Source organism: Pseudobythopirellula maris (genome assembly GCF_007859945.1).
Lineage (GTDB): Bacteria > Planctomycetota > Planctomycetia > Pirellulales > Lacipirellulaceae > Pseudobythopirellula > Pseudobythopirellula maris.
In genome coordinates, this window is sequence record NZ_SJPQ01000001.1 from 1349345 (window position 1) to 1364434 (window position 15090).

14 protein-coding genes are annotated in these 15090 nt (G+C 68.5%); 6 read left to right on the forward strand and 8 right to left on the reverse strand.

Features of this window, described 5'->3' with window-relative positions:
- Nucleotides 1–101: 101 nt before the first annotated feature.
- The gene (locus tag Mal64_RS05000) at nt 102–1358 is read right to left on the reverse strand and encodes a beta-ketoacyl-[acyl-carrier-protein] synthase family protein (protein ID WP_197525462.1); all 1257 of its coding nucleotides are present in this window, start codon (nt 1356–1358) and stop codon (nt 102–104) included.
- A gap of 169 nt (nt 1359–1527) precedes the next feature.
- Complete coding sequence (locus Mal64_RS05005) at nt 1528–2871, reverse strand: extracellular solute-binding protein (protein ID WP_146397648.1); 1344 nt, start codon at nt 2869–2871, stop codon at nt 1528–1530.
- 79 nt (nt 2872–2950) lie between these two features.
- Between Mal64_RS05005 and xylB the strand changes: the two genes are divergently transcribed.
- A complete protein-coding gene (gene xylB, locus Mal64_RS05010; RefSeq protein ID WP_146397650.1) occupies nt 2951–4486 on the forward strand; it encodes a xylulokinase in 1536 nt (511 codons plus the stop codon).
- A gap of 197 nt (nt 4487–4683) precedes the next feature.
- Here xylB and Mal64_RS05015 read toward each other — a convergent pair whose 3' ends face one another.
- Nucleotides 4684–5013: a hypothetical protein gene (locus Mal64_RS05015; protein WP_146397652.1), complete on the reverse strand. Its 330-nt coding sequence runs from the start codon at nt 5011–5013 to the stop codon at nt 4684–4686.
- Nucleotides 5014–5249: 236 nt separating this feature from the next.
- On the opposite strand from Mal64_RS05015, the gene Mal64_RS05020 reads away from it, so the two are divergent.
- The 3 genes from Mal64_RS05020 to Mal64_RS05030 all read left to right on the forward strand — a co-directional run bounded on the left by Mal64_RS05020 (nt 5250) and on the right by Mal64_RS05030 (nt 8042).
- Nucleotides 5250–6869 (forward strand): DUF6798 domain-containing protein, encoded by a 1620-nt coding sequence (locus tag Mal64_RS05020; protein WP_146397654.1) that lies wholly within the window; start codon nt 5250–5252, stop codon nt 6867–6869.
- Nucleotides 6870–6938: 69 nt separating this feature from the next.
- Nucleotides 6939–7613, forward strand: a complete 675-nt coding sequence (locus tag Mal64_RS05025; protein WP_146397655.1) for an HAD family hydrolase — start codon at nt 6939–6941, stop codon at nt 7611–7613.
- A 162-nt stretch (nt 7614–7775) separates the two neighbouring features.
- Complete coding sequence (locus Mal64_RS05030) at nt 7776–8042, forward strand: hypothetical protein (protein ID WP_146397657.1); 267 nt, start codon at nt 7776–7778, stop codon at nt 8040–8042.
- A gap of 54 nt (nt 8043–8096) precedes the next feature.
- Here Mal64_RS05030 and Mal64_RS05035 read toward each other — a convergent pair whose 3' ends face one another.
- Nucleotides 8097–9305 (reverse strand): hypothetical protein, encoded by a 1209-nt coding sequence (locus Mal64_RS05035; protein ID WP_146397659.1) that lies wholly within the window; start codon nt 9303–9305, stop codon nt 8097–8099.
- 141 nt (nt 9306–9446) lie between these two features.
- Between Mal64_RS05035 and Mal64_RS05040 the strand changes: the two genes are divergently transcribed.
- Together Mal64_RS05040 and Mal64_RS05045 are read left to right on the forward strand one after the other, a co-directional pair.
- The gene (locus Mal64_RS05040; protein WP_146397661.1) at nt 9447–9728 is read left to right on the forward strand and encodes an acylphosphatase; all 282 of its coding nucleotides are present in this window, start codon (nt 9447–9449) and stop codon (nt 9726–9728) included.
- A gap of 55 nt (nt 9729–9783) precedes the next feature.
- Nucleotides 9784–11250: an ABC transporter permease gene (locus tag Mal64_RS05045; RefSeq protein WP_146397663.1), complete on the forward strand. Its 1467-nt coding sequence runs from the start codon at nt 9784–9786 to the stop codon at nt 11248–11250.
- Between the two features lie 98 nt (nt 11251–11348).
- Here Mal64_RS05045 and Mal64_RS05050 read toward each other — a convergent pair whose 3' ends face one another.
- The 4 genes from Mal64_RS05050 to Mal64_RS05065 form a co-directional block, all read right to left on the reverse strand.
- Nucleotides 11349–12473 carry a Gfo/Idh/MocA family protein gene (locus tag Mal64_RS05050; protein ID WP_146397665.1) on the reverse strand — a complete coding sequence of 375 codons (1125 nt, stop codon included), beginning with the start codon at nt 12471–12473 and terminating at the stop codon, nt 11349–11351.
- Nucleotides 12470–13279 (reverse strand): acyl-ACP--UDP-N-acetylglucosamine O-acyltransferase, encoded by an 810-nt coding sequence (gene lpxA / locus Mal64_RS05055; RefSeq protein ID WP_146397667.1) that lies wholly within the window; start codon nt 13277–13279, stop codon nt 12470–12472. Before lpxA ends, Mal64_RS05050 begins: the two co-directional genes overlap by 4 nt.
- A 49-nt stretch (nt 13280–13328) precedes the next feature.
- A complete protein-coding gene (locus Mal64_RS05060) occupies nt 13329–14216 on the reverse strand; it encodes a UDP-3-O-acyl-N-acetylglucosamine deacetylase (protein ID WP_146397670.1) in 888 nt (295 codons plus the stop codon).
- Between the two features lie 157 nt (nt 14217–14373).
- Nucleotides 14374–15009 carry an OmpH family outer membrane protein gene (locus tag Mal64_RS05065; RefSeq protein WP_231993626.1) on the reverse strand — a complete coding sequence of 212 codons (636 nt, stop codon included), beginning with the start codon at nt 15007–15009 and terminating at the stop codon, nt 14374–14376.
- Nucleotides 15010–15090: the final 81 nt, after the last annotated feature.

The following is a 15090-nucleotide window of genomic DNA, read 5'->3' on the forward strand; positions in this document are numbered from 1 at the left end:
CAGGCGGCTCAGCCGCCGTTCAATATCCGTGCCTATCCGTGCAATCCGTGGTCCAACTTCTCTGCGTGCGTTTTCGTGCCTCTTCGTGGCTAAATAAACAATCAAACTTTGGTGATGACGACCGCCGAGTTGATGCCCAGCATGCCGAACGAGTTGTTGAGGATCGACGACACGCCGCCCGTCTCACGCGGCTCGCCGAGCGTGAGGCCCGGCAGGTCGCACTGCGGGTCGAGGTCGTCGACGTTGATCGTGGGGTGGACCACACCGTCGTCGAACGACGGCAGGTTGCCGGCCAGCTCCAGGGCGCCGGCGGCGCCCATCGCGTGGCCGATGAAGCTTTTGGTGTTGTTGATCAGCGTCTGCTCGCAGTCGCCGAACACGCGACGCAAGGCGTCGCACTCCTGGATGTCGCCGCTGGCAGTCGCCGTGGCGTGCGTGCTGACGATGCCCACCTGGTCTGCGTTCATGCCCGCTTTGCCGAGCGCCATCCGCATGCAGCGCGACTGCTCGGTCGGGTTGGGCAGCACGAAGTCGCTCGCGTCGCTGTTCATCGCGTAGCCCGAGAGCTCGCCGTAGATCTTGGCGCCGCGCGCCTTGGCGTCCTCGTACCGCTCGAGCGTGTAGAGGCAGCCCCCCTCGGAGACAACGATGCCGTTGCGGCTCGTGTCGAACGGGCGCGACGCTTTGGTCGGGTCGGCGTGCGTGGCCAAGGCGCCCTGGCTGGCGAAGCCGGCGAAGATGCCGAACGTGTGGATGCTTTCCGACACGCCGCCGCAGAGCGCCAGGTCGCACTCGCCCAGGCGCAGCATCTGGGCGCCCTGGATCATGCCGGCGTTGCCCGCCGCACACGCCGCGCCGATCGTGTAGTGCGGGCCGGTGATGCCGAGGTTCAGCGTGATCTCGCCGGCCGGGTTGTTGGCCACGGTGCGTGGGTTGTGGTGGTGCGACCAGACCTTCGTGTCGTAGTCGTAGCCCTTGATCTCGTTGATCTCGTTCTCGGTCTCGACGTTGCCGTGCTCGGTGACGCCGACGTACACGCCGACGCGCTCGCGGTCGGTGTTCTCCCAGTCGAGGCCCGAGTCCTCGAGAGCCTCGTTCGCGCAGTAGATGCCAACACTGCCCGCCCGGGTGCCGCGGCGGACTTCTTTGCGCTTTTGGTACTTCAGCTCGTCGAAGTCGCAAACGCCGGCCAGCGTCTTGCCGACGTAGCGGATCTCGTACTCGCTCACGCCGCTGCGGCCCGCGAGCAGCGCGTCGCGGTACTCGGCGAGCGTGTTGCCGTTGGGGCTGGTGAGCCCGATGCCGGTGATCACGACGCGGCAGGTCGGGTCGATGCTCGGTTGGCCGGTGGGGGTCACGGCGGTGGAGGGGGGCGATGGGGGAGACCGGTGAGCCGCTCGCCTTGCGTCCTAAAGTCGGGCGTCCGGGCGAGTTGGGGAAACCTATGAGGCTACCGCTTGCCCGCTCGATTGGCAAGCCGTTCGAGCCGCTGCGCGGCGTTCCGCAATGCTTTGTAGCGGTCGGCGTTCAATCCGCTAGTCCCAAGCTCCTCTGGTAGACACGCCGCTGCCGCTCGCGGCCGACTCGGTCGGTGATCGCCTCCCAGGCGGCCGTGGCGGCGTCCAGGGCGGCGGTCGGCTCGGCCTCGCCCGCGAGCGAGCGGCGGACCTCGGCGCCGAGCGCCGCCAAGTAGCTGTCGATCTCGACCAGCCGCGGCGTGATGAGCCGCCGGCCGGAGCGGAGCGTCTCGACGCTGGCGGCGGCGAACTGCCCCCCCCGGTCGCGGTCGCCGTGGCCGAGCCAATCGTCGGCCCCCCGGGCGAGCGAGCCGCGCGGGTTGGCCGTCGAGTCGCTCGACGTGGCGAGCATCCGCGTGTTCTCCGGCCCCGCCAGCCAAGCGGCAAGCCGGAAAGCCTCGGCCGCGTTGCGGCTGCTCGATGTGACGGCGATCAGCCGACCGCTCGAAGCGATCAAAGAGGCCCGCTGTGGCCCACCCTCAAACGGGTCCCACACCTCGGGGATCGGATTGAACGCCTGCGTGGCGCCCGGCAGCGGGGCGACTTGCCAGCCGCCCGAGACGTGCGCGGCAACGGGGTTCCTAGCGCCCGCCTCGCGCTCGGGCCACACGACCCGCACGCGCGGCCGGCCCTCGGCGCCAGCCGCTTCGACCATCTGCCCCAAGGCCCGCACAAACGGCGGCGCCGTGAGGCGGGGCGTCATGTCTTTCGAGTCGAACAGCGTCGCCTCGAAGCTGCGGTGCACTGCCGACGGGGCGGCCCAAGCCAAGTAGGCGAGCGCCAGCTCGTGGTCCGACTCGGGCGGCGTCCAGGAGTATCGCTGGGCGACCTCTTCCCAAGAGGCGGGCGGCGGGGCGTCGTTGTCGCCGCCATAGAGCAGCAGCGGCGGCGGGCACCCCAAGGGGAGCGCCCAAGGCTTTGTGCCGTAAGCGATCTCGTCCTCACGCACCCGGGGTAAGAAGTCGTTGAACCGAAGCGTCTCGTCACCCACAACGCTCGACCGCAACGGCCGCAACAGGCCCGCCTCGCTGAGTTGACCTAAATGGCGTGAAGCAAAAACACAGAGATCGGCCTCGGGCGGCTCTTCCGAGAGTAGCGATCCGGCTTCGACCTCGACCACTTCCAACTCGCCGCCCCCTTGGGCGTTCCACTCGCCTCGTAGCCGCCGGATGGCCGCGGCGAGCGAGGCGTCGTTTTCGACCGCCACCCGTAGTGTTACACTCGCGGCGCCGCGGGGAGTCGATTCCTTGGGCTCGGGCGGCGAGTTGGGCGCCGGGCAGCCGGCGAACGCGACCGCTGCGAGGGCGATGGCTGCCTGGGCGATTCGTGCGTGTCGGGCTCCGCGGCGCGTCATCTCTTCGTCCCACAATTGATCGATCGGCTCCGAGACCCGGCGCCGCACTCAGCAAACTACTCTTCGAAGGCGATTCAGCATGAGCGTCATCCTCGGCGTCGACATCGGAACGAGCGGCACGAAGACCATCGCGGTCCGTTTCCCCACGGGGGAAGTGATCGCCGAGGCGTCGGCCTCCTACCCTTGCCACCATCCCAAACCGCTCTGGAGCGAACAAGACCCGGCCGACTGGTGGCGGGCGACGCTCAAGACGATCCGCCAGGCGGTCAAAAAGGCGGGGTGCAAGCCGGCCGACGTGAAAGCGATCGGCCTGTCGGGTCAGATGCACGGCTCGGTCTTCCTGGACAAGAAAGACGAAGTCGTCCGCCCCGCCCTGCTGTGGAACGACCAGCGCACCGCGGCCGAGTGCGAGGAGATCGAACAGCGGGCCGGCGGCCGCAAGCGGCTCATCAAGATGGTCGCCAACCCGGCGCTCACCGGCTTCCAGGCGCCCAAAATCCTTTGGCTCAGGAACAATGAGCCGAAGAATTTCGACAAGACCGCCAGTGTGCTGCTGCCGAAGGACTACATCCGCCTCAAGCTCACCGGCGAGAGGGCGAGCGAGGTGAGCGACGCCAGCGGCACGCTTCTGTTGGACGTGGCCAAACGGCGCTGGTCGAAGCCACTGCTCTCGAAGCTCGAGCTCGACCCCGGTCTGCTGCCGCCCGTCGTCGAGTCGCACGAGGTCACCGGCCATCTCACCGCCGAGGTGGCCAAGAAGGTCGGCCTGACAACCGACTGCGTGGTGGTCGGCGGCGCCGGCGACTGCGCCGCCGGGGCGGTGGGCAACGGCGTCGTGAAGCGCGGCGTCGTGGCGACGTCGCTCGGCACGTCGGGCGTGGTGTTCTGCCACAGCGACGCGCCCGAGGTCGACCCCGAGGGCCGGCTGCACACGTTCTGCCACGCCGTGGACGGCAAGTGGCACATGATGGGCGTCACGCTGTCGGCAGCCGGCTCGTTCCAGTGGTTCGCCGACACGCTGTGCGAGACGGAGAAGAAGGCTGCGAAGAAATCGGGCAAGAGCGTGTTCGAGACACTCGTGGCCGAGGCGGCGACCACGGCGGCCGGCGCCCAGGGGCTGTTCTTCCTGCCCTACCTCACCGGTGAGCGCACCCCACACGCCGACCCGCTGGCCCGCGGCGCATTCGTCGGACTCACGCTCAGCCACGGCCGGGGCGAGATGGTCCGCTCCGTGCTGGAGGGCGTCACCTACTCGCTGCGTGATTGCCTGGACATCATGCAGGAGCTGGGCGTCGGCGTCCGCGAGGTCCGCGCCACCGGCGGCGGCGCCAAGAGCCCCTTCTGGCGCCAACTGCAAGCCGACGTGTTCGGCAAGAAGGTCTGCAACATGGCCGCCGACGAGGGCCCGGCCTACGGTGTCGCCCTGCTTGGCGCGGTGGGCGCGGGCGAGTTCAAGAACGTCACCGAGGCGTGCGACGCCACGGTGAGCACCGTCGCCGAGACCAAACCGACAGCCAAGACCAAGAAGTTCTACGACCGGGCGATGCCGGTCTACCAAGGGCTCTATCGGTCGCTCAAAGAAGACTACCGGGCGATCGCCGCGCTGGCGGAGTGACCCGTGTCAGACAATGGGAATGCGACTGTAGGGGCCGCCCACTGTGGCGGCCCAGACCCGGCGAGCGGGCGCGTAGCTGCAGTTCGTGCTGCCGAGACGATCACGAGGCGCAGATCCCAAAGGCACAGTCGGCGCCCGGGGCCCGAACGCCACGGAGGGCGTTCCCTACAGGCCTCGATGGTTTGGCGCTAACTTGTTTAGATACCGGCGTGCGACCCGCTCGCGCCGAAGTCGTTTGGCAGGAACAGCCCGGTGAGCGGTTCGGCGGTTCCCTCACGCGACCCGGTGGGCGGCATCGTTGACGGCTTGCTGAAGTGACGCGACAGGTCGGTGTGTAGCGCCGCCAAGCCGATCCAGACCTTGCGGGCCTCGGGGCTTTCGGCCAGCAGCGTGTCGAGCTCCGCCGCCTCGGCGTCGGACAGGCCGCCATCGAGGCAGAGGTTCATCAGCAGCTCGGCCCGGTCGGCCGGGCTCGTCGATGCCTCGCCGAACGATTCGTTAGGCAAAGGTTTCTTGGGCGTGCTCATCCGCGGCTCCGTTGGGGCTTGCTAGCAGGTGGGAACGGTCGGGGCGGCTAAGGGCTGCATTAGGCAAATCCGCCCTCCGGCGCCAGTTCGTTATCGGCGCCGGCCGTGGCGTGTCGCCAGAGGGTTCTTTAGGCTGGCGTCTTCGCGCCGGTGAAACGCCGGGACCACTGGCTGAACCGAGGGACTCGGTCCCTTCTGAACTCTAGCTCACGACAAGCCGTAAATTGCCGCCGACTATGCCCCTCGCCGATGAACCCGTCGACGCCCCCGCCGGCCCCCCCACAACGGGTGAGGCTGGCGCCCGTTGGCGGCCGTGGCTCGAGACGCTGCTCGTGCTGACGGTCTTCTTCGTCGCCTCGGGCAACCCCGCCCCGGCGGTGAACGAGGCCCATTACCTGACCCGGCTGAAGCACTACTGGGACCCGGCGTGGTGCGCGGGCGACCTGTTCCTCGAGTCGCCCGAGGCGCACCTGACAATCGTATGGCTGGTGGGCTGGGCGACCTGGTTCGTCTCGCTCGAGACGGTGGCCTGGCTGGGGCGGCTCGTCACCTGGGCCCTGCTGGCGTGGGGCTGGCAAAGGCTCTCATGGCGGGTGCTGCCGCGCGCTTGGCTGTCGGTGCTGTCGGCGGCGCTGCTGGTCGTGGCGGTGCGCGAGGGCAACTTCGCCGGCGAGTGGATCGTCGGCGGCTTCGAGGCCAAGGGCCCGGCGTGGGCCTGCGTGCTCTTTGCGCTGGAAAGGGCGATCGCCGGCAAGTGGAATCTCGTGTGGCTCCTGCTCGGACTCGCCACGGCGATGCACGCGCTCGTCGGCTTTTGGACAACGCTCGTCTTGCTGGGCGTGTGGGCCATCTACTACCGCCGCGAGCAACCGCTCCGCGGCATGCTGCCGGGCCTCGTCGCGGGGGGCGTCCTCGGTTTGGCGGGCGTGGCGCCGGCGCTGATGCTCACCGCGGGCGCCGAGCCGGCGGTCGTTGGCGAGGCGAACCAGATCTACGTCTTCGTGCGTCTGCCGCACCACCTGGCGCCGCTCCACAAAGACGCCGACTGGATCGTGAACCGCGGCGCGCGACACGCTGTGGTGCTCGTCGTGCTGGCGCTCGGTTGGAGCGGCCTCGATCGCAAACGGCCCGACTCGCTCCGCGCGCCGCTCCTGTTGGGCCGCGTCGCTTGGGGCGGTCTGGCGATCGCCGTGACGGGGCTGGTGATCGAGCTGCTCCTGTGGAGCCAGCCCGAACTCGCCGCCAAGCTGCTTCGCTACTACTGGTTCCGGCTGAACGACATCACCGCGGCGATCGCCGCGAGCCAATTGGCCGCCGTCTGGCTGGCGGGCGCCGGCGCCCGGCGGTCCCAGTCTCTCCACGGATTGCGAGCAGTCGCCACGCTCGGCGTGATGGCGATTTGCCTGTGGCACTTCGGCCCGGTCCTCAGCCAACGCCTGCTCGAGCCGCCCCGCCCGCCGGCCGATGGCGTGATGCGCGATCCGATCGCTTGGATCGACGCTTGCGAATGGGTCGCCGAGAACACGCCCGAAGACACGCTCTGGATCACGCCGCGGCGCGCCACAACGTTCAAATGGCGCACCGGGCGGCCGGAGGTCGTCAACCACAAGGACATCCCCCAAGACGCCCCGAGCATGGTCGAGTGGCGGCGCCGGCTGCACAACGTTTTCGCCATAGGCCAATGGCCCGATGGCTCCACGCGTTGGTCCCGCAGCGTCGGCCAACTCGGAGCGATGCGGCTGCGGGAACTCGCCGAGGAGTACGGCGCCGAGTTCGCCCTCTCCAGCAACCGCTACCCCGCGAGCCTGCCGGTGCTCTATCGCAACCGGGGCTACGTGGTTTACGACTTACGCTAGCAACGCCCGAGGTTCGCCCTCCGTTCCGCTACGCTTTCAACTTCCGCCAAGCAGATTCACCAACCGCTGATGACGTATCCCGCCCCTGAAAAACCGATCCGCGCCGTCGCCTTCGACATGGACGGCGTGCTCGCGAGCAGCGAGGACGTTTACGAGCTGACCGGCGCCGAAACGCTCAAGCGTCGCGGGCGCACGTTCGAAGACGACCTGCGGCACAAGATGATGGGCCTGCCGGCCGCCAAGGCGCTGGGGGTGATGATCGAGCACCACGGCCTCGACGACACGGTCGAGGCGCTCGAGATCGAATCGGAAGAGATCTTCTGGAGCCTGGCCGGCGGTTTGCTAACGCCGATGCCGCACGTCGTGGAGACCCTCGACCTGCTCGACAGAGTCAGGATGCCGCGCGGCGTTGTGACCAGCGGCTCGCGACGCTACGCCGAGCGGATCCTCGCCACGATCGGCGTGCTCGACCGGATGGCGTTCCTGATCACGGCCGACGACATCCGCATCGGCAAGCCCGACCCGGAGCCGTACCTGATGGCGGCCGAGCGGCACGGCGTCGAGCCGGCCGAGATGCTCGTGTTCGAGGACAGCCGCAACGGCAGTCGGGCGGGCGTGGCCGCGGGGGCTTACACCGTGGCCGTGCCGAGCCCGCACACCACGCACCACGACTTCACCGGAGTGAAGTTCGTGGCCGACACGCTCGGCGACCCGCGCATCGCCACGGTGCTGGGCCTGGCCTGACCCCGCGGCTTGGGGCGGCGCGTGGCTAGCAGTGCTGCGAACCGCGTAATCCTCCCAATCGGACTCATCGCGCCGGCCCCGGGCGACCGATACGTCAACGGCGGCGCCGCGCCTGCGCGCCGACTTTTTGACCTGTCGTCCAACGTCGGGAGACCCCCTGCCATGCGTGCCGCCGCCCTGTTGCTCCTTCTTTCGGTGAGCGCCTGCCAGATCGGCTGCAACGCTTGCGGCACGTGCCACGACTACAGCTCGCCGGTGGCCAACTGTTCGTGCGACAGCTGCGGCTCGGGCCGGGCCGGCTCGGGGGTTGTTGGCGGCTCGCCCTGCGGACCGGGAGGCTGTGCGCCGCACGCCTACATGAGCGAGCCGATGGAGATGCCGGCCCCAATGCCCGAAGCGGCGCCCGCGGCGCCGGTGATGATCAACTGAGCGGGCGCCGTTTTCGCACCCGCAGTATTCCTGCTTAGCAGGTACGAAGAGCGATCAGTCGTCCGCCGCTTCTCGGAAGCGACGGTTGAACAGATCGGGGTCGAACTCGTCACGCGGCTCGACCGGTTTGAGCACGCCGCCGCGCTGGATCTTGGGCGCCGCCGGCTCGGCGGTCGCCATCTCGCTCGCCCAACGCTCGACGCGGGCCGCGATCTCGTCGTCGCTTTGACTGTCGGCCGCTGGCCCTGCGCTTAGCCCAGCGTTCTTCCCATCGGCGCCCTGCTGGTGGTCCGCTTGGCGCACCTGGGCGTCGACCAGCCGCGTCAGCAACGCGGCGACGGCGTTGGGGTCGTATTCTTCGGGCGATTCTGCGGCGGGCGACTGCGGCGCCAGGCTCGCCACCCACTCTTCGACGCGGGCGATCATCTCGCCGCGGCGGGCGCCCACCAGCGGCGGAGCATTGGCGTGGGGGCCCCTGAGTGCGACGAGCAACGCGCTGTCGTGTGGGTTCTGTCGATCGACCGCCGCCAGCGCCGCCCGCAGGTTGGCCGAGGTCGACCGCGCGCCGGCGCCGCCGAACAGCACGCCGCGGTCGAGCGCGAAACCGCTCGGGTCTCCCGCCGCATGGCAGCCGCTGGCGGTGCAGTTGTTCACGAGGATCGGCTGCACGCGGCGGGTGAACTCGACGAGCACACCGGCCGGGATCCGAGGCGTCGGTTCTTCGTGTGAAACGAGCGACACCGGCTCGCGATCGGCGTTCCCATTGGTTTCACCACCACGGGCTAATCCGTTGGCCGGCTCGGCCGGCGGAGCCGCCACCGCCTTGCTCACCAGGGTGAGCCGGCGCTCGACGAACGCCACGCGGCCGTACTTCGGCTCGAGGCGACGGGCGACCAAGATTTCTTGGGCGGCTTGCGGCCACAGCTCGTGGCGGATGCACCACTCGGCCAGGTCGAGGTGGCCGTCGGCCAGCTCGGCGGGCGAGTCGGTCAGCCGCTCGCGCAGCCAGTCGTAGGCCGCCCGTTTCGACGCCACGACGGCCCGAACCGTTTCGGCCCGGAGTCGCAACTCGGTGTTCGGTGAGGTGAGAAACCAATGCTCGCCGCGGAGCGTGGCGTTTCCTTCGAGCAGCGACCCGTTCTCGAGGAGCACCACGTCGGCCTGGACCGCGGCGGCGACGGCCGTCAGGAGCACGCCGCACAATACGCCCATCAAGGCGTTTGGGGCGGATCGGACGGTTCGGCGGAGTGTGAGGAAACCCATAGCGTCGCGGAGGTTAGGGCTTCGCCCCGGGGGGGTCAACCCTGGCGATCCGTCGTGGGCCAAGATAGACTGAATCACTTGTCCGCCGGCTGCCGCCGGCGGGGACGACCCTGCTTGCCAGCACGCTAGCGAGCCGACGCCGTGGCCTCCGATCCGAAGCAATTCCGCGTGCTCTACACGGGCCGTGTGCAAGGGGTCGGCTTCCGCTGGACGACGCAGCAGATTGCCGGCCGGCACGACGTGAAAGGCACGGTCCGCAACCTCGACGACGGCCGGGTCGAGCTGGTCGTCGAGGCGACGCCGCGTGAGGCGCGGGCGATGCTGGCGGCGATCCGCGGACAGTTCGCCTCGAACCTCACCGACGAGACCATCGACGAAACACCCGCCACCGGCCGGCACACCCGATTCGAGATCCTCCGCTAGCGCAGCGGCCAAACGGTTTCCCCTGGCTCCCCCCTCCTCGCGACAACGAAGCGACATGTTCGAGAACGTCGACCTGTGGTTAACGCCCATCTGGCTGCTCAGCGTCGGAACGACGCTCGGAGCACTCGTGCTCGCCGTCCTGTACGGCCTGCTGTGGCTGGTGAACCGCAAGGCCGCCTCCGCGGCCGTCACGCTGGTGAGCGAAGGCGTGCTGATGCCGATCGTTTACCTGATCGGTCTGATGGCGGTGCTCGCGGTGCTGCTGGCGCCTAGGATGCCCTTGGAGAGCGTGACCGACGCCCTCGGCCGACTCCCGGCCGTGGGGACGACCGAGACCAGCGTGACGGTGCCAGCACGGGAGGTCGACTACGCGCTGCCCGTGTCGTTCGTGTCCGAGGAGATGCTCAACTACTCGCTGAGCAGCGACCAAGACGTGCGTGTCACCGCCGCCGAGGGCGAGGCGTACTCCAACGCCATCGCCGTGGTGCAGGGCGACGTGCCTTACGACTGGAACACCAAGAGCAAGACCCGCCGCGGTTTCGCCGGGCCGGTCGAGACGATCTACCTGACCAACGAAGGCGACGCCCCCGCCGAGGTAACCTTCACGTACAAGACCGAGGTCCGGCTGCCGCAAGTCCGTCGCGTCCCGCTCGTGGCGGCCTCGGTGGTGGGGCTCGCGCTCGTCTACCTGGGCCTGCAGTGGCTGCTGCCCGGCATCGCCAACATCGCCGTGGCCACGTCGAAAGAGGCGATCGGCCAGCCGATGTTCTTGCTGTTCACCATCGGCGGCGCCGTGGCGCTCATCGCCTTTATCTTCGTGCCGTACAACACGTTCGGTGAAGACGTGAAGATGCTCAAGGACTCGGGCCTGAGCACGGTCATGGTGCTGGCGATCTTGTTCGCCGTGTGGACCGCCAGTGTGTCGATCGCCGACGAGATCGAGGGGAAAACGGCCCTCACCCTGCTCTCGAAGCCGATCAGCCGCCGTCAATTCATCCTCGGCAAGTACGTCGGCATCCTCTGGTCGGTGCTCGTGATCTTCGTCCTGCTGGGCGCGCTGCTGATGGCCACGATCTCGGTCAAAGTGGTCTACGACGCCCGCGAGTCCTCCAACCCCACCCCCGATTGGCAGCTCTGCCACTCCGAGATGATCGGCATCGTGCCCGGACTGGTGCTGTCGTTCTTCGAAGCGGCCGTGCTGACGGCGATCAGCGTGGCGATCTCGACCCGCCTGCCGATGCTGCCGAACCTGATCATCTGCGGCTCGATCTACGTGCTGGGGCACCTGACGCCGCTCTTGGTGCAGTCCTCGGTGGGGCAGAACGAGTTCGTGGCGTTCTTCGGCCGGCTCGTGTCGATCGTGCTGCCGATGCTCGATCACCTGAACATCCAAGCGGCGATCGCGGGCGGCCAACCGGTGCCGTTCGTCTACCTCGCCTGGACCGGCCTCTACACCGTGATCTACGTCACGGTGGCGATGCTCCTAGCGCTGATCCTCTTCGAGGACCGCGACCTCGCCTGAGCGAGAGGGGTTAGGAACTAGGGGCTAGGGGCTAGGGGCTAGCAAGCAAGAGGGCTGTAGCCGACGACCTACGGTCGTCGGACCAGCGCCACAGGCGACTAACCCGCCCGACGCCGCTCGCCCTCAAGCGGTAGCCCCATCGGCAGCACCGCCGCGGCGGGCGACGCGAACATGCCCCGACGTCCCGCGTCGGCCCCATCCCAGCGGTGCGCCTCGACGCACTCGAGAATCCGCTCGGCCACGGCCACCGCGTCGCGGCCCGCCTCGCCCGAGACCCGTGGCGACCGGCCTTCGCGGATCGCGGCGTAGAAGTCTTTTTGTTCCTCTTCGATCGCGTTGACGGCGGGCGTCTCGCTCTCGCTGCGAACGAGCAGCTCGTCGAACAAGCCGGCCATCAGCTCCGATTTGCGCTCCGATGAGAGCGCCGCGACGTTGAACCGCCGCTCGAGCACCTCGTCGGTCGGCCGCACGACGGTCGACTTGCGGGTGTTCAGATCGACCGCCACGAAAGCGCGGTCGGTGAACACCTGCACGCGCCGCTCGAGCTCGTAGCTCACGCGCGAAGCGGTGAGTTGCGCCACGCAGCCGCTCTCGAACTTCAGCTGGGCGGTGACCATGTCTTCGTGGTCGCCGAGCACGGAGAAGCCCATCGCCTCGACGCCCACGACCGGCGAACCGGCGAGGTCCAGGGCGAGGTCGATGTCGTGGATCATCAGGTCCAAGACGGCCCCGATGTCGGTCGAACGGAACGTGTAGCCGCTCGTGCGGGTGGCTTGGATGAAACGCGGGTCGGCGAGGTCCTCGCGCACCGCGTCGAGAGCCGGATTGAACCGCTCGACGTGGCCCACTTGGAGCGTGACGCCGGCCTGGCGGGCCGCCCGGACCAGCTTGTCGGCTTCGGCCAACGACGGCGCGAGTGGCTTCTCGACGAGTGTGTGCTTGCCGGCGGCGAGCAGCTCGCCCGCCACGTCGAGGTGCGTCACGGTCGGGGTGGCCACCACGGCGGCGTCGATCCGAGAGATCGCCTCGCGGTAGTCGGCAACCGGCTCGGCGCCGGTTTTTTCCGCCAACGCGGCGCGGGCCTCGGCCGAGGGGTCGGCCACTGCCACGAGCTCAACACCGTCGAGCTGCGAGGCGATGTTGGCGTGGTAGCCGCCGAGCTTGCCGGCGCCGATCACCAGCAGCCGCAGGGGTTGTTCGCTATTGGAAGTGGGGTTGCTCACGCCGCTCTCCTGACTGCTTCGCGTCCGCGTCCGTGACGGCCCTCGGCCTGGTTGCCGATAAAGGCCAACAGCCGGGAGACCGGCTCGACGATCTGATCGGCGCCGCGCAGCACCTCGGTGGCCGGCTGCACGCCCACCTTCGCCCGGTAGAGCAGCCGGTGAGCCTCGGCGAGACAGTCGATCTCGCGTGGCGAGAAGTTGTTGCGCTTCAGCGCGACGATGTTGATGCACCGCGGCCGCGCCGGGGTCCCCTCGCTGAGCATGTAGGGGGGCACGTCGTGCAGCACGCGGGAGAGTCCCCCCACGAAGCTGAAGCTGCCGATCGTCGAGTAGTGGTGCACCGCCACGGCGCCCGAGATCGAGGCGTGGTCCATCACGTGGACGTGGCCGCCGAGCATCGTGCCATTGGCGATGATGATGTGGTCGCCGAGCTTGCAGTCGTGCGCCACGTGGCTCGTGGCCATCAGGAAGTTGTGGTTCCCGAGCCGGGTGACGCCGTCTTCCTTCTCGCTGGCGCGGTTGATCGTGACCCCTTCGCGGATCACGTTGCCGTCGCCGATCTCCACGAGCGTGGGGGCGCCGCCGTAGCTGACGTCCTGGGGCTCGCCGCCGATCACGCTGTTCGCGTAAACGGTGTTCTCACGGCCTAGGGTCACTCGGCCCATGAGCGTGACGGAATTCAGCAGCCGCGTGCCGCGGCCGATTTTTGCGCCCGGCCCGACGGTGCAGAAGGGTCCGATCTCGACGTCCTCGTCGATCTCGGCCTTGGGGTCGACCCAGGCGTTCGCTGCGATCTTGGTCGCCATCCCACGTTCTCCTCGGCGGGAAGGGAGGGTCCGTACTGTGCCAATTGGCTCAGGCCGACATCCTGTCGGACTGTGTGTCTTGGTGCGAGGCGAGCAGCGTCTCGACCAGGTCGCCGTTGAGGCGGTGGCCGCTGCAGCACGCGACGATGTGACCAGCGATCGGCCGGCCCGCGAGGGCGAGGTCGCCCACCACGTCGAGGATCTTGTGCCTCACGCACTCGTCCTCGTAGCGCAACGTGTTCTCGATGGGCCCCTCGGCGCCAAAGATCAGCAGGTCTTGGGGCGTCACGTGGGCGCCCACTCCCTGCTCGACCATCGCGTCGGCTTCCTCGCTGAGCAGGAAGGTGCGGGCCGGAGCGATCTCGCTCTGGAAGGCCTGGGGCGTGATCTCTTCGACGCGCCACTGGCGGGCGATCGCCGAGCCGGCGCCGTAATCCAAGCGGTACTCGATCGACAGACCCGATCCGATGGGCGGGCGGGCCTCGATCCAAACGTGGTCGTCGCCGCAGCGGATCGGCCGTCGCACGACGAGCGTGTCGGCCACGGCCGCCTGCACCTGCAAGCCGGCCGCGGCGAGGGCCAAGACAAAGGGCGCCGCCGATCCGTCGCAGCCGGGCATCTCCGCCGCCGTGACGCCGACCTCGCAGTTGTCGATCTGCTGGCCCGATAGAGCGGCCAGCACGTGCTCGACCATCGCCACCTCGGCCCCGCCTTCGGGGCCGCGCTCGGCGAGCACCGTGCGGCGGGCCATGGGGCGGCGGCTCTCGGGCCTCACCGCGATACGCGGGGCTCCGGGCAAGTCGTCGCGAACGAACACCACGCCGTGGTTGGGCGGGGCGGGCCGGAACTCGACCCGGCACTCGGCGCCCGACCAGTACCCGCGGCCCGAGGCCGACGCGGCGCTGCCGATTGTGTTTTGTAGACGCGGTGGCGTCATCCGAAATAACTCCCAAGCGGGGAAGAACGTCCGCGGCGGACGATGGGTATCCAGAGACTCCGCCCAGCGGCGCGGGCGGAAGCACGCGGCGACCGGCTCGACCGGGGGGAGGTGGTCGAGCCGGCGCCGCGCAAAAGTCTCCCGTGCGACAGGCCGATCAGCGCGGACGGGTCGCCCCGGGGCGGCTGCCGACCGACGTGTTCGACGCGGCCGCGCCGCCCGAGTTGCGGTTGAGCATCGCCAAGATGTCCGGCGTGATATCGATCTGGTTCTGGAAGTGAACCGGCCGATTGATCGTTTGCAGGATGCTCTCACGATTGTTCGGGTCGATCTCGTCGCCGCTGAAGCGGAATACGATGCCGATCTCGTAGTGCTTGGCGTACGAATCGATCGCCTGGTCGACCTCGCGGTAGGTCTTGTAGAAGATGGCGGCTTCCTGCTCGGCGAGCGCCTTGCGGCGACGCGTAACGGTCAGCTGCAGCTGGGCCTTCATCTGAACGATCTCGTCGTCCAGCTTGTTGTACTCGGGCGTGCCCGCGTTGTAGCCCTGCTTCTGCTTCTCGGCTTGAACGATCTTCTGCTGCTCGCCCTTCAGCTCGGTCTCGACCGACTGGAAGTTGGTCTTCATGCCGTCCATCGCGGCGCGGAAGCCGGCGTGCTGCTTGAAGATGTAGTTGATATCAACAACCCCGATGCCAAACTTCTTGGCGTTGGCGCCGGCCGGGTTTTGGGCCTGGGCCTGGGGGGCGAAAGAGACGGCGAACAGGGCGAACGCAGCCGCGGCGGCTAGCATAGTCTTCACGTCAGCACTCCTTGCTGAGGGTCGGTCGTCCATGACCTTGCGGGAAAGGCGCCCCATCGGGGCGGCGAGCTC